This is a genomic window from Microbispora sp. ZYX-F-249, from assembly GCF_039649665.1.
Classification (GTDB): Bacteria; Actinomycetota; Actinomycetes; order Streptosporangiales; family Streptosporangiaceae; genus Microbispora; species Microbispora maris.
This window is the reverse complement of sequence record NZ_JBDJAW010000053.1, coordinates 1-18,715: the sequence shown is the minus strand read 5'-3', so window position 1 is coordinate 18,715 and position 18,715 is coordinate 1. Positions and strand designations below refer to the sequence as shown.

Genomic DNA, 18,715 nt, shown 5'->3' with positions numbered 1-18,715 from the left:
TGCCCCACAACATACATGACGAGTCATTGATTCCGGATAGCCTGGGGACATGGACAGCCCACGGTGGCTCGACGCGGACGAGCAGCGCGCCTGGCGGGCGTACCTGCGCATGCAGGGCCGCCTCACGGCCCGGCTCAACCGGCAACTGCAGGCCGACTCGGGTCTGTCCCTGGCGGACTACGAGGTTCTCGTGCACCTCACCGACCGGAAGGAAGGGCGGCTGCGGCCGTTCGAGCTGCAGCGCGACCTCCAGTGGGAGCAGAGCCGGCTGTCCCACCACCTGACCCGGATGGAGCGCCGTGGGCTCGTCAGACGGGAGGAGTGCGCGGACGACGGCAGGGGCGCGTTCGTCGTGATCACCGAGGAGGGCCGGCGGGCCATCACGGCCGCGGCCCCCGGGCACGTGGAGACCGTGCGCACCCTGTTCTTCGACGGGCTCACCCGCGATCAGGTCGCCGCCCTCGAACGGCTCGCCGCGGACGTGCTCGACCGCCTCGACTAGCTGACGAGCCCCTCGGGGAAGACGACGTCGGCGACGCCGGGGACGGTACGGGCGACCATCTCGGCGATCCGGGCCGACCGCTCGTCCCCCGGGCCGTACACCTCGACCACGCCGTCGCGCACCGCCGCGCCGAAGGACGCCGTGTCGGCGCAGTCGCGCAGCGCCGCGAGCACGTCCTCGCGGATCCGCTCGTCGCCCTGGGCCAGCAGGCCCATCAGGTCGCGCCGGCTGACGATCCCGACGAGCTCGTCGTCGCGCAGGACGGGAACGCTCTTCACCCCCGTCGTGATCATCAGTTCGACCAGGTCCATGGTGTCGGCGCCGTCCCCGACCGTGGCGACCCGCGGCGTCATGACCTCCTCGACGAGCGCGGGCGGCCTGCCGGTGGGCAGGGCCTCGGGGCGCAGGAACGCCCGGGGATTGGCGCCGTACTCGCCGCGCAGCAGGTCCATCTCGCTGACGACGCCGACCATCCGCCCGGCCGCGTCGACCACCGGAACGGCGGTGATGTCCTGCTCGTACAGCAGGCGGACGGCCTGCTTGATCGTCGCGGTGCGCCTGATCGTCACCACCGGCGTCGTCATGATCTCGCGGACCAGCATGTGACCACCTCCTACGCGGCCGGCGTGAGGGCGAGCGTGCCGCCGGGCGCCGGTCCGACCCGCGTCCCGAACTCCCGGCAGATCCCGTCGAGCGTCGCCAGCAGCCACTCGCGGTCCTCACGGCGGGCGTGCCGCAGCCGCATCCGCACGGCCCGCATCGGCGCCATCCGCAGCTCCAGCAGCCGCCCCGTCGCGCCATCGGCCGTCGCCTCGACGGTGACGAGGTACAGCAGCCGCAGGTCGTCGCGGTACTCCTCGTATCCGGTGATGCCCTCGTAGTCGTCGATGAAGTCGCCGCAGCCGTAGAGGATCAGCCGGTCCCGATACACCTCGACCGGCCGGGGATGGTGGGAGGAGTGCCCGTGGACGAGGTCGACGCCGCCCTCGACCAGCGCGTGCGCGAACTCGACCTGGTCGTCCCCGACCTCGTAGCCCCAGTTCGACCCCCAGTGGACGGAGACGACCGCGATGTCCCCCGGCTGCTTGACCTGCCGTACGCGCCGGACCGTCTCCGCCGCGGTGTCGCGGGTGGGCCCGGGGAGAAAGGCGACGCCGGGCCGGTCCCCGGCCGCCGCCCATCCGCCGGGGACGCCGCTGGACGGCATCGCCACCGCGAACACCAGGACCCGTCCGCCGCCCGGCAGGACCACGACCGCGGGCCGCCGCGCCTCGTCCTCGTCCCGTCCCGCGCCCGCCTGGTCCAGCCCGGCCCCGGCCAGCGCGTCCAGCGTCTCCGTGAGCCCGGGTACGCCGAAGTCGAGCACGTGGTTGTTGGCCAGCACGCACACGTCGGGCCGGGCCACGGCCAAGGCAGTGATGTTGGCCGGGTTCATCCGGTAATGCACCTGCTTGCCGGGCGCGAAGTCACGGCTGCGGGTGACACTCGTCTCCAGGTTCAGCACGCGTACGTCGGGGGCGGCCTCGTCGAGCACCTCGAGAGCGTCGCCCCATGGCCAGGAGTAGCCGGCCGGGCGCGGGATCGGGCCGTTGGCCGCCTCCGCCAGTCCGACGTACTCCCGCGCGTCCCGGATGCACGACTCCTCCAGCGCGGGGTCACCGGGGCGTGGGAGGACCTGGTCGACGCCCCGCCCCAGCATGACGTCGCCGCACAGGAACAGCGTCACCGGGTCCCCCGCCGCCGACCGCATCTCACCCCTCCTCGGGCAGCACGCGGCAGCCAGCCACACCTCCATCCTGCCCCCTGGCTTCCGGCGGGTGCGGGCGGGTCAGGTCACGCGGCAGAGGATCTCGCCGTGCAGGACGCTGAACCAGCCGTCCTCGCTCGCGGCCCACTCCCGCCAGCCGCCGGCGATCCGGTCCAGGTCGTCCCGGGTGGCGTGGCCGCCCTCGAGCGCGCGCCCGGCATAGGAGGACTGGACCGTGCGGTCGGCCCACAGGCCGCCCCACCAGGCCCGCTCCTCGGGGGTGGCATAGCACCAGGTGGCCGACGACGACGTGATCTCGGTGAAGCCCGCCTCCCTCGCCCAGGCGCGCAGCCGGCGCCCGGCGTCGGGCTCGCCGCCGTTGGCGCGGGCCACCCGGCCGTACAGGTCCAGCCAGTCGTCCAGGACCGGGATCCGCGGATACCACACGAACCCGGCGTAGTCGGAGTCGCGGACCGCCACGATCCCGCCCGGCTTGGTCACCCGGCGCATCTCGCGCAGCGCGCCCACCGGGTCGCCGACGTGCTGCAGGACCTGGTGGGCGTGCACGACGCAGAAGGACGCGTCGGGGTAGCCGAGCGCGTGCACGTCGGCGGTCGCGAAGCTCACGTTGCCCAGCCCGCGCCCCTCCGCCTCGCGGCGCGCCTGCTCCAGGACGCCCGGCTCGCTGTCGACACCGATCACCTCACCTCGCGGCACCAGTTCGGCCAGGTCGGCGGTGATCGTGCCCGGGCCGCAGCCGACGTCCAGGATCCGCATGTGGGGCTTCAGCGCACCCAGCAGGTACGCCGCCGAGTTGGCGGCCGTACGCCAGCGGTGGGAGCGCAGAACGGACTCGTGATGGCCGTGGGTGTACACGGCGGCTTCGTTCGCCATGCCGCCACGGTTCCACATGTCTCGCTATTCGAGCAAATATGTCTCACATATTGAGCGAGATTGGAGGAGGCGTTGATTCCGGCGGTCCGTCGCGGGCATGGTGATCGGATGACCAGCGATGAGGTTCGCGACGGAGTCACGCTGACCAACCTCGACCAGCCGCTGTTCGACGGCGCGGGCGCGACCAAGCGCGACCTGGTCGACTACCTGGACGCGATCCGCGACCGCGTCATCCCGGTGCTGCGCGAGCGCCCGCTGTCCGTGGTGCGGGTGCGGCAGGGGCAGGCGCCGTTCATGCAGAAGAACGTGCCCTCCTACGCCCCGGACTTCGTGCGGACGGTCACGCTGTGGGCCGAGTCGTCCCAGCGGCGGGTGTCGTACGCCCTGTGCGACGACCGGCGCACCCTGCTGTGGCTCGCCAACCAGCGGGCGGTGGAGTATCACCCCGCTCTCGTCCACGCCGGGGAGTGGGACCGTCCGACGCATCTCGTGCTCGACATCGACCCGCCGTCGGCCGAGGCGTTCCCGCAGGCCGTCGCCGCCGCACGCCTGGTCGGCCGGGCGCTGGCCGACGCCGGCCTGGCGGGAGCGGTGAAGACCAGCGGCGCCAAGGGCCTGCACGTGTTCGTCCCGCTGGAGGCGCACACCACGGAGGACGTCGCCGCGGCCACCCGCGCGCTCGGCGTACGCGCCGAACGCCTCGACCCCGCCCTCGCCACGACGGCGTTCATCCGGGAGGACCGGGGGGACAGGGTGTTCATCGACTCGACCCGGTCCGGCGGCGCGACCGTGGTCGCCGCCTACAGCCCGCGCGTACGGCCCGGCGTCCCGGTGTCGTTCCCGGTCCCCTGGGACGACCTGGACCGGGTCACGCCCGGCGACTTCACCGTGCGCACGGCGGCGGGCCTGCTGCGCGACAGCGACCCCTGGGCCGCGCTCATGCCGGAGCCCCAGCGGCTGCCGCGCGAGCTGATCGAGGAAGGCCACACGATTCCGGTCGCCCGCGTCCAGGCCATGCACGAGGGCAAACGCCGGGCCCGCGCCCGCCGCGCCACCTCGTGAGGAGTTTGGCGACACCGCGTTGCTATAGTTCGCGACATGTCGTCGCCAAACGCCCGCCAGAGCTGGCTCCCTCTCGTCGTGCTCGCCACCGGCGTGTCGATGGTCGTCGTCGACGCCACGATCGTGAACGTGGCGGTGCCCGCGATCATCGCCGACCTCGGCCTCGGCGCCACCGACGTGGAGTGGGTCAACTCGATCTACTCCCTGATGTTCGCGGCGCTGCTCATCCCGTTCGGCCGGGCCGGTGACCGGTACGGCAGGCGCCGCCTGTTCGCCCTGGGCGTGGCGGTCTTCCTGCTGGCGAGCGTGCTGGCGGCGACGTCGGTGAACGGGCCCATGCTCATCGGCGTCCGGGCCGTGCAGGGGGTGGGGGCGGCCATGGCCGTCCCGATGACCCTCGCGATCATCAACCGCGTCTACGTGGGCCGCCGGCGGGTGATCGCCTTCGCGGTGTGGGGCTCCATCATCGGCGGCATGGCCGCCGTCGGCCCGCTGGTGGGGGGCTGGCTGGTCACCGACCACGGCTGGCGGGCCGCGTTCTGGATCAACCTGCCCATCGGCGCGCTGCTCCTGCTCGGCTCGCTGTGGGTGCCCGAGTCGCGCGACGGCCACACGGCGGGCGGCGACCTGGCCGGGCTCGTCCTCGCCGTGCTCGGCACGACCGGCGTCGTCTTCGCCCTGATCGAGGGTCAGAAGTACGGCTGGTGGGAGCCGCGGCGGACCGCCGGCCTGTTCGGCCTGCGGTTCGAGAGCGTCTCCCCCGTGCCGTTCGCCTTCGGCGTCGGCATCCTCGCGCTGGTCGCCCTCGTCCTGCGCGAACGGCGGCGGGAGCGGGCCGGACGGCCGGTTCTCGTGGACCTGACACTGTTCGAGCTGCCGAGCTTCCGCTACGGCGCGCTGGCCGCGGTGATCGTGGCGCTCGGCGAGTTCGGCCTGATCCTCGTGCTGCCGCTCTTCCTGCAGTCCGCGCTCGGTTACACCGCCTTCCGGGCGGGGCTCGTCATCGCCGCGCTGGCCCTCGGCACCTTCGTCGCGGGCGGGCTGGTCCCCCCACTGTCGAAGAGGTGGTCCCCCCGGGCCATCGTGCGGATCGGCCTCGGCATGGAGGCCGTCGGCGCGGCCGGGATCGGCCTGTCCCTGTCTCCGGACATGGGCCCCTGGCGGCCCGTGCCGTGGCTGCTCCTCTACGGCGCGGGCATCGGCTTCGCCACCGCGCAGCTCACCGGCGTCCTCATGGCCGACGTGCCGGCCCGCCTGTCCGGTGGGGCGTCCGCCCTGCAGAGCACGGTCCGCCAGCTCGGCGCGGCGCTGGGCGTCGCCGTCCTGGGCGGGGTGCTGGTGGCCGGACTCGGCTCGGCCGTCGAGCGCGGGCTCGCCGACCGGCCCGCGCAGGTGCGCACGAGCGCGGCACGCGCGGTCGAGGAGAGCGCGGGCGCGGCCATCCCCGCGCTCCGCGACCCGGTGGTCCACGCGGCGGCGGTCGAGGCGGCCGCCGAGGCGACCCGCAGGGTCACGTTCATCACGGCGCTGGCGCTGCTGGCCGGAGTCGGCGTCACCCTCCTGCTCCCCCGCACGCCGGTCGCGAAGGACGAGCCGCCGGAGCGGGTCGCGGCGGGCGGGCCGGATACTGGAGGTCGCGACCCGGACATGTAGGAACCCTGGAGGGGGAGATGCCGAGGATCAGCGCGGCGACCGTCGCGGATCACCGGGCCAACCAGCACGCCGCCCTGCTGGAGGCGGCGCGGGAGATCCTGGCCGCCGAGGGCGTGCACGCGCTCACCCCGGCGGCCGTCGGCGCCCGGATCGGCCTGGCCCGCTCCAGCGTCTACCGCTACTTCGCCTCCACCGCCGACATCCTGGCGCAGCTCGTGGAGGACGCCCTCCCCCGCTGGTCGGCCCGGCTGCGTGCCGCCATCGCGCCCGCCGCCACGCCGGACGGCTCGCTGCCCGCCCGGATCCGCGCGTACGGCAGGGCCGCGCTGGAGTTCGTCGGCAGCCCCGACTACGCGCTGATCCCGGCGCTGCAGTCGATCGGGCTGCCGGGCGAGTGCCGGGTCCGGGTGGACGAGCTGCACGGCGAGCTGATCGCGCCGCTCGCCGACGCGCTGCGCGAGGCCGGGGCCGACCACCCCGCGCTGCGGGCCGAGCTGGCCTGGGGCGTGCTGCGGGCGGGGGCCCGTCGCCTGATGCCGGACGTCGCGGGGCACGGCCCGGCGGTGACGGCGGACGCGGACGAGGTCGTCGAGATCACCCTCGACGTGCTCACCCGCGCCCTGCGGTAGGACGCTCAGGGTTTGCGGCCGACGGCGCCCACGATGCCGGAGTCGCCCGGGTCCGTCGGCACGTCCCAGGGGACGTCCGGCCGCCACGCCTGCACGGGGACGAGGCCGGGTTCGATGATCTCCAGGCCGTCGAAGTAGGACCCGATCCGCGCCAGCGACCTGCCCGAAAGCCCGCCGGAGGGGGTGGCCGAGTAGACCTGCTTGCTCGCCTCGACGACCTCTTCCCGCACGTCGCCCTTGTAGATGTGCGACAGCACCAAATGGCCGCCCGGCACCAGCCGTTCGCGTATGTCCGCCACGATGCGGTCGGCCGCCTCGTCCTCGGTCACGAAGTGCAGCACCGACACCAGGAGAACGGCGAACGGCCGGGCGAAGTCGATGTGGGCCCGCACCGCCGGGTCGTCGAAGATCGCGCCGGGCTCGCGGAGGTCGCCGCTCATGACCATCGTGTCCCGGTTGTCGGCCAGCAGCGCCCGCGCGTGGACCAGGACGACGGGGTCGTTGTCGACGTACACGACCCGTGATCCCGGGGCGTGCCGCTGCGCGACCTGGTGGACGTTCTCCTGCGTCGGCAGTCCGGCGCCGATGTCGACGAACTGCGTGACGCCCGACCGGGCCAGGTGCCGTACGGCCCGGCCGAGGAAGCCGCGGTTCTCCCGGGCGATCTCCCGTCCGTCGTTGCCCATCTGGCGGCCGATGGCGAGCATCTTCTCCGCGGCCTCCCGGTCGGCCGGGAAGTTGTCCTTGCCGCCCAGGTAGTAGTCGTACATCCGGGCGACGCTGGGGACGGAGGGATCGATGCCCGCCGGTGCGTGTCCGAAGTCGTCCATGCGTCCGCTCCTCGCCGAGGGGATGGCCCTGAAGATCATCCCCTGAGATTGGGCCACGGGCAACGGGGCAGCGGCACGGTGACGATCTCAGGAGGACGCATGACCCCACGCCTGACCCTGACGGCGGCGGTGCTCAACGCACCCGACGCACGCGAACTCGCGCTCTTCTACCAGCGGCTGCTGGGCTGGCCGATCGACGACGACGAACCCGGATGGGTGACGTTGCGCCCGCCCGGCGGCGGGACGGGCCTGTCGTTCCAGACCGAGAAGCTCTACGAGCGGCCCGTATGGCCCGCGGAGCCCGGGGAGCAGCAGATGATGCTCCACCTGGACATCGAGGTGGACGACCTCGACACGGCCGGCGCCCACGCCGCCGAGGCGGGCGCGACCCTCGCCGACCACCAGCCGCAGGACGACGTGCGGGTCTACCTCGATCCGGCCGGCCACCCGTTCTGCCTGTGGATCAGGACGGGCTGACCTTCATTCGGATGATCTGGCCGCGAGAACGGCGGCCGTGTGAAAGCGGATTAATGCGGGCGACATTCCACGGACCGTGACCATGTAACAACGTCTGGTCAGACTTCCGTGCTATGAGCGAACCGAGAAATGCCGCCGACGGGGGCGGCCACGCGTCTCCCGGCCCGCATCACCGGCGGTCCTGGCGGCGGGAAGTCGCGGAGCTGGCCGCGCTCTTCCTCGCCGTCGGCCTCGCCCACGTGATCACCACCCTGCTCGGCCATCGGGACCCCGGCCCGGTGGTCCTCGTCGGCCTCGGCCTGGCCCTGATCCTCGGCTCCGCCGTGCACCGGCGGCTGTCGGCCTCGGGAGCCGTACGGCCACGCGCCCGTGTCAGGGCGGAGCAGTCCACGAGCCTGTGGCGGGTGCGGGCCGGGGTCGCCGAGCGTCCCGGCCGCCTCGCCGCGCTCGCCGGGGCGTTCGCCCGGCTGCACTGCAACATCCTCGCCCTGCAGATCGCGCCCGCGGGCAGCGCGGCGATGACGGCGGGAGGCTGCGACGCGCTGGACGAGTTCATCGTCGAGGCCCCGGCCACGCTCACGCCCCTCGACCTGTGGCGCGCGGTCGACCGGGCCGGCGGGGTGGCCGCCGTCGTCGTGCCCGCCCAGGTCAGGGACCTCATCGATCCCGGCATCCAGGCGCTGCTGCTGGGTCAGCGCGTACGCGACGACCCGGGGGAACTGGTCGCGGCCATGACCGAGCTGCTGCGCACGACCGAGGTCGGGTGGCACGAGCCCGGCGAGCCGGCTCCCGAAGAGGGACCGGCCGTGATGACCATCCCCGTGCACGCCGGCGCCGCGCTGGTGGCGCGGCGGCCGGATCTGCCGTTCACCCCGACGGAGGCGGCGCGGGCCGCCGCGCTGGCCGCGGCGGCCCGGCACCGTCACTGGGCGGACGAGTGAGGTGATCCCCAGGACGAGTGCTCAGCCCGCGGCGTCGAGCCGGGAGAGCTCCTCGGGCGACAGCTCCAGGTCCGCCGCCCTGACCGAGTCGAGGATCGTCTCCGGCCGCGACGAGCCGGGGATCGGGATCACCACCGGCGCCTTGGCCAGCATCCAGGCCAGGCACACCTGCTGCGGGCTCACGTTGTGGGCCCGCGCCACCTCGGCGAACGGCGCGAAGCGCGAGCCCAGCTCACCCGCACGGGAGATGCCGCCGAGCGGGCTCCAGGGCAGGAACGCGATGCCCAGCTCCGCGCACAGCTCCAGCTCCGGCTCGCTGGACCGGAAGGCCGGGGAGAACTGGTTCTGCACGCCGACCAGACGGCCGCCGAGGATGTCGTTCGCCTGTCGGATCTGCTCGGGGTTCGCGTTGGAGATGCCGGCGTAGCGGATCTTGCCCGCGTCCAGCAGGTCGCGGATCGCGCCGACCGACTCCTCGTACGGCACCCGCGGGTCGGGCCGGTGGAACTGGTAGAGGCCGATCGCGTCGACGCCCAGCCGTTTGAGCGAGGCGTCGCAGGCCTGCTTGAGATAGTCGGGCGAGCCGTTGAGCGTCCACGAGCCGTCACCCGGGCGCAGGTGCCCTCCCTTGGTGGCGACCAGCACGTCCGAGGTGTCCCCGCCATAGCTCGCCAGAGCCTTGGCGATCAGCAGCTCGTTGTGGCCCACCTCGTCCGCGTGCAGGTGATAGGCGTCGGCCGTGTCGATCAGCGTCACCCCGGCGTCCAGCGCCGCGTGGATGGTCGCGATGGAGCGCTGCTCGTCGGGACGCCCCTCGATGGACATCGGCATGCCCCCGAGACCGATCGCGCCGACCTGCACGTCGCCGATGCGGCGAGTCCGCATGGAAGATCCCCCTTCTGGACACAGATCACAGTTCTGTGTGTCCTATCCTCCGAATTCAGCCTCAAGCCGTCCAATCGGGGATCGGCCGGGCTGTTACGAACCCGCGACGCGCGCCCGTCTTGCCCAAATCGGTCAAATCCCTACATAGTTCTCTATACCCTTCTCGGCTCGGATCCCCGGGCCGGCACCCACCGAGGACCAAGGCGGCCCCATGAGCGTGCACGTTCACGTCCGGCTCACCGACGGTTACGCCGTCACCGAGGACGGACAGCTGCTGGAGCACAGCAGCTGTCACTGCGGCGCCTCCTGGGAGAAGACGTACCAGGTGGACGAGGGCGAGCCCGAAGGCATCTGACCCACCGGCACCCCGGCCGGTTCCTTCATCGGATTGTCCTGAAGGTCCGGCCGCGGCCACTCCGGCGACGGCCGCGTGAAAGGACTGCTCACCTGCCGTCGCGGGCGATGATCTCCAGCAACGCGGTGTGCGTCTCCCGGTCGGCCGCCACGACGAGCCCGCCGGCACCGGTGTGCAGTGGCTCGCCGTAAATGCCGGTCACCACGCATCCGGCGGCCCGGCACAGCGCGATCCCGCCCGCGAAGTGCACGCTGTCGCGCAGATGCCCGTCGGTGACGTAGGCGGCGCGGCGACCGGCGGCGACCCACGTCACCGCGAGGGTGGTGGAGACGACCCGGGGGCGGAACCGCTCGGCGAAGCCCCGGTCCGCGAGGAGGCGGGCGGCCTGGAAGGCCGGCGCGTTCGGGAACGGCGGATCGAGGTTGACGTCCACCAGCCGCGATTCGGCCGACGGCGTGAGCCGGTCGTCCACACCGTCGCGGCGGACGTATGCGCGGGCGCCGTCCGTCCAGAACACCTCGCCGGCGAACGGGTCGGCACAGGCCGCCGCCGTGACGGCGGATCCCACCCGCAGGGCGACGTTCACCGCGACGAGCATGCTGCGCGCGGCGTAGTTCAGCGTGCCGCACAGAGGATCGACCAGCCACATGCGCTCCGCGCCGTCCCGCCCGGTGCGTCCGCTCTCCTCCCCCGTCACGGCGTCGTCCGGACGAGCCGTGCGGATGACGTCGAGGATGGCCTTCTCCGCCTCGATGTCCGCGGCGGTGGCGAAGTCGCCAGCGGACTTCGCGACGCGCGTCAGCGACGTCCCCCACATGGCACGCACGACGGCGGCTCCGGCCTGCGCCGCCGTAAGGGCCAGCTCCTCGTCCGTGACCGGCATGGGATCAGGACTACCACGGCCCCGGCGGCGCTGCTCGCCGACGTCCCGGTCCCTGGGGGCCGGCGCCCCGGCCGTCGCGGGAGGGGCCCGGGGCGGGGTGAGCACTGTGGGGGCGGGATGAGCAGAGCGGGGGCGGGATGAGCAGAGCGGGGCGCGCGGGCGGGGCCGGGGAGCGGCCCTCTCCCCAAGACGATCGCTTCTCACTAGGCTGATCCAGAAGTTTCCTCTGTTCTGGTGTTGGAGCCGCTCATGTCCCCCGCGTCGCCGGATGTCGCCCTCGCCCGCCGTCAGTCGCTCGCGGACCTGCTCAGGCGCTCCGCCCGGCGCCACCCCGGCCGCCTGGCCGTGGCGGACGCGGCTCGATCGCGTACGTACGCGGGGCTCGACGAGGACGTGACGCGGGTCGCGGGCGCGCTGGCCGCGCGGGGTGTGCGCCCCGGGGACCGGGTGGCGGTGCTGTCGCGCAACAGCGTGGACTACGTGCGGACCATCTTCGGCGTGGCCCGCGCCGGGGCCGTCCTCGTGCCGGTGAACTTCATGCTCGGCGCCGACGAGATCGCCTACGTGCTGTCCCACTCCGGCGCGGTCGCGCTGATCGCCCAGGACTCCCTGCTGCCGGTGGCGCGGGACGCGGCCAAGCAGGCCGACGCGCTGCGGCTGCGCCTGGTGTACGGCGCGGCGCAGGACGAGGGCTGGGAGCCGTTCGACGCGCTGCTCGCCGAGGACGTGGCCGAGCCGGTCGTGCCCATCGGGCCGGACGACCCGGCGCAGATCCTCTACACCTCGGGTACGGAGTCACGCCCGAAGGGCGCCGTGCTGTCCCACGCCGCGCTGATCGCGCAGTACGCGAGCTGTGTCATCGACGGCGGCATGACCCGCGACGACGTGGAACTGCACGCGATGCCGCTGTTCCACTGCGCCCAGCAGCACTGTTTCCTGGTGCCGGACATCCAGCTGGGCGCCTCCAGCCACATCCTCCCCGGGGCCGACCCCGCCGCCGTCCTGGAGGCGATCGAGCGCCACGGCGTGACCAAGTTCTTCGCGCCGCCCACCGTGTGGATCGCGCTGCTGCGCCATCCCGACTTCGACCGGCGCGACCTTTCTTCGCTGCGCAAGGGCTACTACGGCGCGGCGATCATGCCGGTCGAGGTGCTGCGGGAGATCGGCGAGCGGCTGCCGGACGTGCGCCTGTGGAACTTCTACGGCCAGACGGAGATGGCGCCGGTCGCGGTGATGCTCCAGCCGGAGGACCAGATCCGCAAGGCGGGCTCGGCCGGCCAGGCCGCCCTGAACGTCGAGACCCGGGTCGTGGACGCCGACGGCAACGACGTCGCTCCCGGGGAGATCGGCGAGATCGTGCACCGCAGCCCGCACGCGATCCTCGGCTACCTGGACGACCCCGAGAAGACCGCCGAGGCGTTCCGCGGCGGCTGGTTCCACTCGGGCGACCTCGGGGTGTTGGACGAGGAGGGCTATCTGACGGTCGTCGACCGGATCAAGGACATGATCAAGACCGGTGGGGAGAACGTCGCCAGCCGTGAGGTCGAGGAGGTCGTCTACGAGCACCCGGCGGTCGCGGAGGTGGCCGTCGTCGGGGTCCGCCACCCGAGCTGGATCGAGGCCGTCGTCGCGATCGTGGTGACCAAGCCGGGCGTGACCGTCACCGAGGAGGAGCTGCGGGCCCACGTCCGGTCGCGGCTGGCCGCATTCAAGGTGCCCAAGGCCGTCGCGTTCGTCGACGCGCTGCCGAAGAACCCGAGCGGCAAGATCCTCAAGCGCGAGCTCCGCGACCGCCACGCCGCCCTCGCCGACCGCATCCCCGGCACCCGCTGACCCCTGCCAGGAGGCCCGAGGCACCCGATGCGGATCGCCGGGCGTCAGGCCGTCTGCACGAGGTTCTTCACACTCTCGAGGTGCACGTCGCCGACCCGCTCAACGTCTTCCGGTAGGTCCTTACAACGCTGGTCCTCATGCACGTTCAGGAGGCAATAAAGGTACAGGTTTCTGGTTTTCTTACATCCGGAAACGGTGTGCCCAGCGACATTCAGGCAGTCCAGATAGATCTCTCCTAGGTTGCCGCAGGCATATGCGGATGCGCCCTGGGAAATGCACTTCAGCACGTCGAATGCGACAACCACACAGGCCGCCTCGTCCTCCTGTCGATATCTGTCTCGGCATTCGTCGTGCAGTCGCAGCGAAGTCAGACACTGAACCCGCCCCCAGTAGGTGTACTCACCCCTCCGGCATTCCGAGTACGCCGCGGACGCCTGATCGCACATGGTTTTGTCGGCATCACTTCGACACTCGGCCAACATAGGGCGCGCACGCGGCGCTATTGCGTGCAGCATCACCGCCACGACGGCGCCCGTCAGCACTATCAGCACCGCGCCCATGACGACCAGGCGCTTTGGAGTCACCGTCTTCTCCACTATGTCGATCCCACTTCTTCGGGCAGTCCGCATCGGAAACCTCGCCGCAGTCCTCGTGCTTTGGATCCTGCACACACCGGTAGAAGGCGCCGCCCAGTTTGCCGCACTCCTTCAAATTCCCATCAGGCGGCCCCGCCACCTGCGACTTCAGACGCCTCCGCAGGCCCCGGTCACGCGGTGCAGCACCACATTCACTAGGCAGAGGATCGACTCAAATGACCGAAACTCATTTGAGCCATGTCCTAATCCTCCCGGCTCAGGGCCACACGGTCAGGAGGGGTAGCCGTAGCGGCCGTGGAGGCGGACGAAGCGGGCCAGCGTGAGGACCTGGCGGGGTTCCAGGCCGATGACCGTGCGCTCGAACAGCACGACCTCCTCCCTGCCGCCGGTGCCGATCGGCTGCACCAGGCGGCCGCCGAGCCGCAACTGCTCGACCAGCGGCGCGGGGACCGTGGGAAAGGCCGCCGAGACGATGACGGCGTCGTAGGGGGCGCGGTCGGGCACCCCCTGGCCGCCGTCGCCGACGAGCACCTCCGCGTTGCGGATGCCCTGCCGGGCGAGGTTGCGCCGCGCCGCGCGCACGAGGTCGGGCCACAGGTCGACGCCGATCACGCCGGCGGCGAGACGGGCGAGCAGCGCGGTCTGGTATCCGAGGCCGCTGCCGACCTCCAGCACGCGCTCCCGGCCGGTGAGCTCCAGTCCCTCGATCATCATCGCCGACAGCGAGGGCTGGGTGGTCACCTGCCCGTGCGCGATGGGGATCGGCACGTCCTCGTACGCGTGGGCGACGTGTTCTGCGGGGACGAAACCGGCCCTCGGGGTCGAGCGCACGGCCTGGAGCAGGCGCTCGTCACGGACGCCCGCCCCCCGGACGGCCCGGACGAGGTCTTCGGGACAGGCGGCTGCGGTCACGTCCACCCCGCTCACGTTCGACGGCGAGCGGCGCCGTCCTCACCCGCGGCCCGCTCACCCGGGTGATGCCCTCCCAGCCGCGCCGGAATCCGGCGACGCCCGCGGATGCCGTGCCCGCCGCGGCCGGGCGCCTCGGGCCGCATGTCACGGGGAGTTCGCGAGGGGCAGCTCGACGACGAAACACGCGCCGCCGCTGCCGGAGTCCTGCACCCACACGGCTCCGCGGTGTCCTCCGACGAGCTCCCGGGTGATGGCGAGGCCGAGCCCCGTGCCGGAGCCGTCCTGTGCCGGGGAACCCTTGAGCCGGACCAGCCGCTCAAATATCCGCTCCCTTTCCTGCTCCGGAATTCCGGGGCCGTCATCCGACACCGCCAGTCGCGCGACGCCGCCCGCACGGCCGACTTCGACGTGGACGTGATGCCTTGCGTGCCGCTGGGCGTTGTCCAGCAGGTTGGTCAGGATCTCGCACAGCTGGGAGCGGACGACCTCGACCGGCACGCCGGGAACGCACTCCACCTGAACCGGGATGGGGTCGGATCGGTCGGCGATCTCCTGCCTGACCAGATCGCACAGATCGAGCCGTTCCCATCGCACCTGTGAGGAGCGGCTGCGGGCGATCAGGAGCAGGTCGTTCGCCAGCGCCTCCAGCCGGTCGATCCCGCGGAGCACCTCGTGAAGCACACGGCGACCGGGCTCGCCCGGCTGGGCGAGCGCCTCCTCCACCGTGACGCGTATCCCGGCCAGCGGGGAGCGGATTTCGTGCGCGACGGTGGAGGCGAACCGGCGCTCGCGATCCAGCATCTCCAAGCTGACGTTGATGTTGCCGACCAGCTGGTCCACCTGCGTCAGGTCCCGCCGCCGAACGATCTGGCCGTACTCGTTCCCGACGTTGATCTCGGCGAGATCGCCGGAGATGACGCCCAGACGATGCAGCAGCCGACGGAGCACGACCGCGCCGGCGACCAGGGCGGCCGGCACGGAGAGCCAGTTCCACAACCGTCTGCATGCGACGGCGCCACCCGTAGGCGCCGCCCCGTCCAACCGTCTGCGCGGCCTCGGCACAACCTCAGGGTATTCCGCCGGCGTTCACGGCGACCGCGGCGAGCCCGGCAAGCGGCCGTCGGCCTGGCGGCGCCGGTGTCAGCTCCCGAAGGTCACCTCCGCCGTGCCGACGGTTCCGCCGCGGCGGCCGGGGGCGCTCTGCCACTGCCAGTAGAGGTTGGTGTGCGCGATCACCTGCTCCGGGGCGGGCGCGCCGTAGGCCGTGAGGTCCTCGGTGGTGTGCGCGTCGCCGACCAGCGTCACGTCGTATCCGCGGACGAAGGCCCCGTGGAGGGTCGAGCGGATGCACGCGTCGGTCTGCGCGCCCGTGACGACGAGCCGGCCCACACCGCGCTCGGCGAGCAGGGCCTCCAGCTCGGTGTCCTCGAACGAGTCGCCGTACCTCTTGTGGACGAGCGGCTCCGCGTCGCGGCGGACCAGCTCCGGCACGTACTGCCAGTTCTCGCTGTCCCGCTGGAGATCGTGGTCGTCGGAGTGCTGCACCCAGATCACCGGCACGTCCTCCGCACGCGCCTTGGCGACCAGGGTGTCGATGTTCGCGATCACCGTGTCGCGGTTGGGAGCGCCCGCCACCACGCCGTTCTGCACGTCGATGACCAGCAGCGCGGTGTTCGGCCGGTCGGCAAGAGTCGTCATGGGGGTTCCCGTTCTCGTCGCGGATCCTGTGCCGCCCCACCCTAGAACCGGCCACCGACAGAATCGGTTCACGTACCAAGCACCCCAAATTGGAGTGCTAGATACCGATTTGCTAGCGTCAGGGTGTGCGGTTGACGAAGTTCACGGACCTGGCCCTGCGCGTCACGATGCGCCTGGCGGTCCTGGAGCCCGGGGCGTCGCTCACCACCCGCCAGGTGGCCGAGGCGATGGCGATCCCCTACAACCACACGGCCAAGGCCATCGCCCGCCTGCAGCACCTCGGCGTCGTGGAGGCCCGCCGGGGCCGTGGGGGAGGCCTGGAGCTGACCGGGTTCGGCCGTACCGCGTCGATCGGCTGGCTGGTCCGCGAACTGGAGGGAGAGGAGGAGGTCGTCACCTGCGAGGGGGAGACCCCCTGCCCGCTGCGTGCCGCCTGCAGTTTGCGCGCCGCGCTGCGCTCGGCACAGCAGGCCTTCTACGCCTCCCTCGATCCGATCACCGTGGACCAACTGGTCTCCTCGTCGTCGAGACCGGTGCTGCTCACTCTCACCTGACCCGCGCGAACAGGAAGATACGGCAGATCCACGGCGTTAAATTTGCGTCTCATATACCAATTTGGAGGAAGCCATGCTCTCCCCGGAGTCGGCCACGACCGTCCGCGCCACCCTGCCCGTGATCGCGGGCGCGATCCAGGACATCACCGCCCGTTTCTACGACACGATGTTCGCCGACAACCCCGAGCTGCTGCGGGACCTGTTCAACCGGGGAAACCAGGCCAACGGCGAGCAGCGCGTCGCGCTGGCCGGCTCGATCGCCGCGTTCGCGACCGCGCTGGTGGAGCGCCCGGGGGAGCTTCCCGGCACCATGCTCTCCAGGATCGCCAACAAGCACGCCTCCCTCGGCGTCACCGAGGAGCAGTACGCCGTCGTGCACAAGTACCTGTTCGGCGCCATCGGCGAAGTGCTGGGCGACGCCGTCACGCCCGAGGTCGCCCAGGCGTGGGACGAGGTCTACTGGCTCATGGCCGAGACGCTGATCGGCCTGGAGCGCGACCTCTACCGCGAGGCGGGCCGGGGCTGGACGCGGGCCACCGTGGTCGAGCGGCGCGACGAGGCGCCGGACGTGGTCTCCCTCCTCCTGCGCCCGGACCTGCCGATGTCCTTCCGGCCGGGCCAGTACGTCAGCGTCCAGGTCACACTGCCCGACGGGGCGCGGCAGATCCGGCAGTACAGCCTGTCGAACGCCCCGGAGCGCGGCGACTGGCGGATCACGGTGAAGCGGGTGCGCGGCGAGGGCGCCCCCGAGGGCGAGGTCTCCGCCTGGCTGCACGAGCATGTCCGGCCCGGTGCCGTGCTCGCGGTCTCCGCGCCGTTCGGCGACCTGACCCTGCCCGAGGGGGACGGCCCCCTGCTGCTCGCCTCGGCCGGGATCGGGGTCACCCCCGTGCTGTCGATGCTCGACCACCTCGCCGTCACCGGGTCGGACCGGCGGGTCGTGGTCGTGCACGCCGACCGCTCTCCGGACGCCCACGTTCACCGCGAGGAGCTCGCGGACCTGGTCGCGGCGCTGCCCGGCGCCACCCTGCACCGGTGGTACGAGGACCTGCCGGCCGGGCCCGCGGGCGACCCGGCGGTCGCGGCGGGGCTGGCCGACCTGTCGGCGATCGACCTGCCCGAGGGCGTCGTGGCCTGCCTGTGCGGGCCGCTGCCGTTCATGCGGGCGGTACGCGCGCAGTTGGTCGAGCGCGGCGTGCCCGCCTCCGGCATCCACTACGAGGTGTTCGGCCCCGACCTGTGGATCGCGGCCGCCTGATCCGGTGACCGGCCCGCCGCTCGCACGCGGCGGGCCCGCCCGTCGACGACCCCCGTCAGCGCAGCAGGCCGACGCCGGCGTAGCCGTCGACCCCGGGAATCCTCGGCAGCTTCGGCTCGTCGGGCTCGGGGCGCCACTCCTCGGTGACGACCAGACCCGGCTCCACCAGGTCGAAGCCGTCGAAGAACCGCAGCAGTTCCGCGTGGGTCCGCGGGGTGACCGCCCCGGCGGAGGTGCCCTTGTACAGCTCGCGTCCCTCGCGGATCTTCTCCTCGTCGAGGTCGCCGTACGACAGGTGGCTGATGGCCATCGCGCTCCCGGGGGCGAGCCGGTCGCGCAGCGTACCGACGATGCGCTCGGCGTCCTCGGTGCCGGGGATGAAGTGCAGCACGGCCACCATGAGCAGGCCCACCGGCTTGCCGAAATCGATGTGCTCGTTGATCCGGGGGTCGGCCAGGATGGCCTCGGGCTCGCGCAGGTCGCCGTCCACGACGATCGTCCGGGCGTTGTCGGCCAGCAGGGCCCGGCCGTGGGCGAGCACGATCGGGTCGTTGTCGACGTAGACGACGCGCGAGTCGGGGGCTTCGCCGAGCGCGACCTGGTGGACGTTCTCCTGCGTCGGCAGCCCGGCGCCGATGTCGAGGAACTGGCGGATGCCCGCACGGGCCATGAGGGTCACCGCACGGCGAATGAAGCGCCTGTTGGTCTGCACGCCCTCTCGCGCGTTCGGGGTCAGCTCGATGAGCTTCTCGGCCGCCGCTCGATCGACGGCGAAGTTGTCCTTGCCGCCGAGGAGATAGTCGTAGATCCGGGCGACGCTGGGGACCGTCACGTCGATTCCCGGCGGGCCCTGCTCCTTGTTCATCTGTCCTGCCCTGATGCGCTCGTACGTTGATCACAACGTAGCTGATTAATCAGGATTCGGCGCATCAAAGGGGGAATTGACCGGCACGCGCGAGGGCACGGCCGGTCGATCCGGGCAGGTGTGTCTCAGTCCCCCACCGGG

At 72.1% G+C, this 18,715-nt stretch carries 21 protein-coding genes; 10 read left to right on the top strand and 11 right to left on the bottom strand.

Features of this window, described 5'->3' with window-relative positions:
* Window positions 1-49 precede the first annotated feature (49 nt).
* The gene (locus AAH991_RS36000; RefSeq protein ID WP_346230418.1) at window positions 50-502 is read left to right on the top strand and encodes a MarR family winged helix-turn-helix transcriptional regulator; all 453 of its coding nucleotides are present in this window, start codon (window positions 50-52) and stop codon (window positions 500-502) included.
* Here AAH991_RS36000 and AAH991_RS35995 read toward each other — a convergent pair.
* The 3 genes from AAH991_RS35995 to AAH991_RS35985 all read right to left on the bottom strand — a co-directional run bounded on the left by AAH991_RS35995 (window position 499) and on the right by AAH991_RS35985 (window position 3,143).
* Window positions 499-1,104, bottom strand: a complete 606-nt coding sequence (locus AAH991_RS35995; protein ID WP_346230417.1) for a CBS domain-containing protein — start codon at window positions 1,102-1,104, stop codon at window positions 499-501. The two genes, AAH991_RS36000 and AAH991_RS35995, sit on opposite strands and share 4 nt — an antisense overlap.
* Window positions 1,105-1,115: 11 nt before the next feature.
* Window positions 1,116-2,252: a CapA family protein gene (locus AAH991_RS35990; protein ID WP_346230416.1), complete on the bottom strand. Its 1,137-nt coding sequence runs from the start codon at window positions 2,250-2,252 to the stop codon at window positions 1,116-1,118.
* 78 nt (window positions 2,253-2,330) lie between these two features.
* Window positions 2,331-3,143: a methyltransferase domain-containing protein gene (locus AAH991_RS35985; RefSeq protein WP_346230415.1), complete on the bottom strand. Its 813-nt coding sequence runs from the start codon at window positions 3,141-3,143 to the stop codon at window positions 2,331-2,333.
* A gap of 108 nt (window positions 3,144-3,251) precedes the next feature.
* Here AAH991_RS35985 and AAH991_RS35980 point away from each other — a divergent pair, with 108 nt between their 5' ends.
* From AAH991_RS35980 to AAH991_RS35970, 3 genes are read left to right on the top strand one after another with little or no spacing between them, the layout of a single operon-like run.
* On the top strand, window positions 3,252-4,205 hold the full coding sequence (locus AAH991_RS35980; protein ID WP_346230414.1) for a DNA polymerase domain-containing protein: 954 nt from the start codon (window positions 3,252-3,254) through the stop codon (window positions 4,203-4,205).
* A gap of 36 nt (window positions 4,206-4,241) precedes the next feature.
* A complete protein-coding gene (locus tag AAH991_RS35975) occupies window positions 4,242-5,858 on the top strand; it encodes an MFS transporter (protein WP_346230413.1) in 1,617 nt (538 codons plus the stop codon).
* Window positions 5,859-5,875: 17 nt separating this feature from the next.
* Window positions 5,876-6,487, top strand: coding sequence for a TetR/AcrR family transcriptional regulator (locus tag AAH991_RS35970; protein WP_346230412.1), 612 nt, complete (start codon window positions 5,876-5,878; stop codon window positions 6,485-6,487).
* 5 nt (window positions 6,488-6,492) lie between these two features.
* Here the strand turns inward: AAH991_RS35970 and AAH991_RS35965 are convergent, their stop codons facing one another.
* Window positions 6,493-7,317 carry an SAM-dependent methyltransferase gene (locus AAH991_RS35965; RefSeq protein WP_346230411.1) on the bottom strand — a complete coding sequence of 275 codons (825 nt, stop codon included), beginning with the start codon at window positions 7,315-7,317 and terminating at the stop codon, window positions 6,493-6,495.
* Between the two features lie 99 nt (window positions 7,318-7,416).
* Between AAH991_RS35965 and AAH991_RS35960 the strand changes: the two genes are divergently transcribed.
* On the top strand, window positions 7,417-7,794 hold the full coding sequence (locus AAH991_RS35960; RefSeq protein ID WP_346230410.1) for a VOC family protein: 378 nt from the start codon (window positions 7,417-7,419) through the stop codon (window positions 7,792-7,794).
* A 113-nt stretch (window positions 7,795-7,907) separates the two neighbouring features.
* Window positions 7,908-8,735 (top strand): ACT domain-containing protein, encoded by an 828-nt coding sequence (locus AAH991_RS35955; RefSeq protein WP_346230409.1) that lies wholly within the window; start codon window positions 7,908-7,910, stop codon window positions 8,733-8,735.
* A gap of 21 nt (window positions 8,736-8,756) precedes the next feature.
* On the opposite strand, the gene AAH991_RS35950 is transcribed toward AAH991_RS35955, so the two are convergent.
* Window positions 8,757-9,620 carry an aldo/keto reductase gene (locus AAH991_RS35950; RefSeq protein WP_346230408.1) on the bottom strand — a complete coding sequence of 288 codons (864 nt, stop codon included), beginning with the start codon at window positions 9,618-9,620 and terminating at the stop codon, window positions 8,757-8,759.
* A gap of 211 nt (window positions 9,621-9,831) precedes the next feature.
* On the opposite strand from AAH991_RS35950, the gene AAH991_RS35945 reads away from it, so the two are divergent.
* Window positions 9,832-9,975: a hypothetical protein gene (locus AAH991_RS35945; protein ID WP_346230407.1), complete on the top strand. Its 144-nt coding sequence runs from the start codon at window positions 9,832-9,834 to the stop codon at window positions 9,973-9,975.
* Between the two features lie 88 nt (window positions 9,976-10,063).
* Here AAH991_RS35945 and AAH991_RS35940 read toward each other — a convergent pair whose 3' ends face one another.
* A complete protein-coding gene (locus AAH991_RS35940) occupies window positions 10,064-10,858 on the bottom strand; it encodes an inositol monophosphatase family protein (protein ID WP_346230406.1) in 795 nt (264 codons plus the stop codon).
* A gap of 249 nt (window positions 10,859-11,107) precedes the next feature.
* Here AAH991_RS35940 and AAH991_RS35935 point away from each other — a divergent pair, with 249 nt between their 5' ends.
* Window positions 11,108-12,691, top strand: coding sequence for a fatty acyl-CoA synthetase (locus tag AAH991_RS35935; protein WP_346230405.1), 1,584 nt, complete (start codon window positions 11,108-11,110; stop codon window positions 12,689-12,691).
* Window positions 12,692-12,735: 44 nt separating this feature from the next.
* Here AAH991_RS35935 and AAH991_RS35930 read toward each other — a convergent pair whose 3' ends face one another.
* The 4 genes from AAH991_RS35930 to AAH991_RS35915 all read right to left on the bottom strand — a co-directional run bounded on the left by AAH991_RS35930 (window position 12,736) and on the right by AAH991_RS35915 (window position 15,897).
* Entirely contained in the window at window positions 12,736-13,287 is a 552-nt protein-coding gene (locus tag AAH991_RS35930) for a hypothetical protein (protein ID WP_346230404.1), read from the bottom strand.
* Between the two features lie 270 nt (window positions 13,288-13,557).
* Window positions 13,558-14,205 carry a protein-L-isoaspartate O-methyltransferase family protein gene (locus AAH991_RS35925; RefSeq protein WP_346230403.1) on the bottom strand — a complete coding sequence of 216 codons (648 nt, stop codon included), beginning with the start codon at window positions 14,203-14,205 and terminating at the stop codon, window positions 13,558-13,560.
* A gap of 138 nt (window positions 14,206-14,343) precedes the next feature.
* Window positions 14,344-15,195 carry a sensor histidine kinase gene (locus tag AAH991_RS35920; RefSeq protein ID WP_346230402.1) on the bottom strand — a complete coding sequence of 284 codons (852 nt, stop codon included), beginning with the start codon at window positions 15,193-15,195 and terminating at the stop codon, window positions 14,344-14,346.
* A 144-nt stretch (window positions 15,196-15,339) separates the two neighbouring features.
* Window positions 15,340-15,897 carry a cysteine hydrolase family protein gene (locus tag AAH991_RS35915; RefSeq protein ID WP_346230401.1) on the bottom strand — a complete coding sequence of 186 codons (558 nt, stop codon included), beginning with the start codon at window positions 15,895-15,897 and terminating at the stop codon, window positions 15,340-15,342.
* Window positions 15,898-16,022: 125 nt separating this feature from the next.
* On the opposite strand from AAH991_RS35915, the gene AAH991_RS35910 reads away from it, so the two are divergent.
* Both AAH991_RS35910 and AAH991_RS35905 read left to right on the top strand, forming a co-directional pair.
* The gene (locus AAH991_RS35910; RefSeq protein WP_346230400.1) at window positions 16,023-16,451 is read left to right on the top strand and encodes an RrF2 family transcriptional regulator; all 429 of its coding nucleotides are present in this window, start codon (window positions 16,023-16,025) and stop codon (window positions 16,449-16,451) included.
* A 73-nt stretch (window positions 16,452-16,524) separates the two neighbouring features.
* Window positions 16,525-17,709 carry a globin domain-containing protein gene (locus AAH991_RS35905; protein ID WP_346230399.1) on the top strand — a complete coding sequence of 395 codons (1,185 nt, stop codon included), beginning with the start codon at window positions 16,525-16,527 and terminating at the stop codon, window positions 17,707-17,709.
* Window positions 17,710-17,764: 55 nt separating this feature from the next.
* On the opposite strand, the gene AAH991_RS35900 is transcribed toward AAH991_RS35905, so the two are convergent.
* A complete protein-coding gene (locus AAH991_RS35900; protein ID WP_346230398.1) occupies window positions 17,765-18,574 on the bottom strand; it encodes an SAM-dependent methyltransferase in 810 nt (269 codons plus the stop codon).
* Between the last annotated feature and the right edge of the window lie 141 nt (window positions 18,575-18,715).

What these genes read in the sequence shown, in the direction of transcription:
- AAH991_RS35950 (WP_346230408.1), bottom strand. Translation starts at nt 9,620, where the DNA reads ATGCGGACTCGCCGCATCGGCGACGTGCAGGTCGGCGCGATCGGTCTC.
- AAH991_RS35940 (WP_346230406.1), bottom strand. Translation starts at nt 10,858, where the DNA reads ATGCCGGTCACGGACGAGGAGCTGGCCCTTACGGCGGCGCAGGCCGGA.
- AAH991_RS35960 (WP_346230410.1), top strand. Translation starts at nt 7,417, where the DNA reads ATGACCCCACGCCTGACCCTGACGGCGGCGGTGCTCAACGCACCCGAC.
- AAH991_RS36000 (WP_346230418.1), top strand. Translation starts at nt 50, where the DNA reads ATGGACAGCCCACGGTGGCTCGACGCGGACGAGCAGCGCGCCTGGCGG.
- AAH991_RS35990 (WP_346230416.1), bottom strand. Translation starts at nt 2,252, where the DNA reads ATGCGGTCGGCGGCGGGGGACCCGGTGACGCTGTTCCTGTGCGGCGAC.
- AAH991_RS35985 (WP_346230415.1), bottom strand. Translation starts at nt 3,143, where the DNA reads ATGGCGAACGAAGCCGCCGTGTACACCCACGGCCATCACGAGTCCGTT.
- AAH991_RS35995 (WP_346230417.1), bottom strand. Translation starts at nt 1,104, where the DNA reads ATGCTGGTCCGCGAGATCATGACGACGCCGGTGGTGACGATCAGGCGC.
- AAH991_RS35915 (WP_346230401.1), bottom strand. Translation starts at nt 15,897, where the DNA reads ATGACGACTCTTGCCGACCGGCCGAACACCGCGCTGCTGGTCATCGAC.
- AAH991_RS35900 (WP_346230398.1), bottom strand. Translation starts at nt 18,574, where the DNA reads ATGAACAAGGAGCAGGGCCCGCCGGGAATCGACGTGACGGTCCCCAGC.
- AAH991_RS35975 (WP_346230413.1), top strand. Translation starts at nt 4,242, where the DNA reads ATGTCGTCGCCAAACGCCCGCCAGAGCTGGCTCCCTCTCGTCGTGCTC.
- AAH991_RS35955 (WP_346230409.1), top strand. Translation starts at nt 7,908, where the DNA reads ATGAGCGAACCGAGAAATGCCGCCGACGGGGGCGGCCACGCGTCTCCC.
- AAH991_RS35905 (WP_346230399.1), top strand. Translation starts at nt 16,525, where the DNA reads ATGCTCTCCCCGGAGTCGGCCACGACCGTCCGCGCCACCCTGCCCGTG.
- AAH991_RS35965 (WP_346230411.1), bottom strand. Translation starts at nt 7,317, where the DNA reads ATGGACGACTTCGGACACGCACCGGCGGGCATCGATCCCTCCGTCCCC.
- AAH991_RS35980 (WP_346230414.1), top strand. Translation starts at nt 3,252, where the DNA reads ATGACCAGCGATGAGGTTCGCGACGGAGTCACGCTGACCAACCTCGAC.
- AAH991_RS35935 (WP_346230405.1), top strand. Translation starts at nt 11,108, where the DNA reads ATGTCCCCCGCGTCGCCGGATGTCGCCCTCGCCCGCCGTCAGTCGCTC.
- AAH991_RS35945 (WP_346230407.1), top strand. Translation starts at nt 9,832, where the DNA reads ATGAGCGTGCACGTTCACGTCCGGCTCACCGACGGTTACGCCGTCACC.
- AAH991_RS35970 (WP_346230412.1), top strand. Translation starts at nt 5,876, where the DNA reads ATGCCGAGGATCAGCGCGGCGACCGTCGCGGATCACCGGGCCAACCAG.